At 65.2% G+C, this 526-nt stretch carries 1 protein-coding gene; it reads left to right on the forward strand.

Annotated features, from left to right (window positions below):
- On the forward strand, nt 1-526 hold a 526-nt coding region (locus Asi03nite_RS37565; protein ID WP_203685271.1), incomplete at both ends, for an IS630 family transposase.

Raw genomic sequence — 526 nt, forward strand, 5'->3', positions numbered from 1 at the left:
GTCACCTGGCAGCAGTCGAAGACGTGGAAGGCCAGCAACGACCCGGACTTCACCGCCAAGATGCGAAGGGTCCTCGACCTCTACGACCATCCGCCGGCCGGTGGCCGGGTCGTCTGCGTCGACGAGTTCGGGCCCTTGAATCTGCAACCGCGGCCGGGCAAGGCGTGGAGACCGCAGGGCAAGCCGGTCCGGCTGCGGGCGACTTACCACCGTGATCACGGTGTCCGGCACATGATCGCCAGCCTCGACCTGGCCACCGGGAAGATCCACTACCGGATTCGTGACCGGAAACGCTCGGGCGAGTTCCTCGACTTCCTCAAAAGCCTGCGACGCCGCTGGCCAGGGCAGACGTTGCATCTGATCCTGGATAACTTCTCCCCGCACAAACACCCGACCGTGCGGGCCTGGTGCCAGGCCAACGACGTTGAACTGGTCTTCCTGCCGACCTACAGCTCGTGGCTGAACTGGATCGAAGCCGAGTTCGCCGCGCTGCGCTACTTCGCCCTCAACGGCACCGACCACCGCA

Source organism: Actinoplanes siamensis (genome assembly GCF_016862395.1).
Lineage (GTDB): Bacteria > Actinomycetota > Actinomycetes > Mycobacteriales > Micromonosporaceae > Actinoplanes > Actinoplanes siamensis.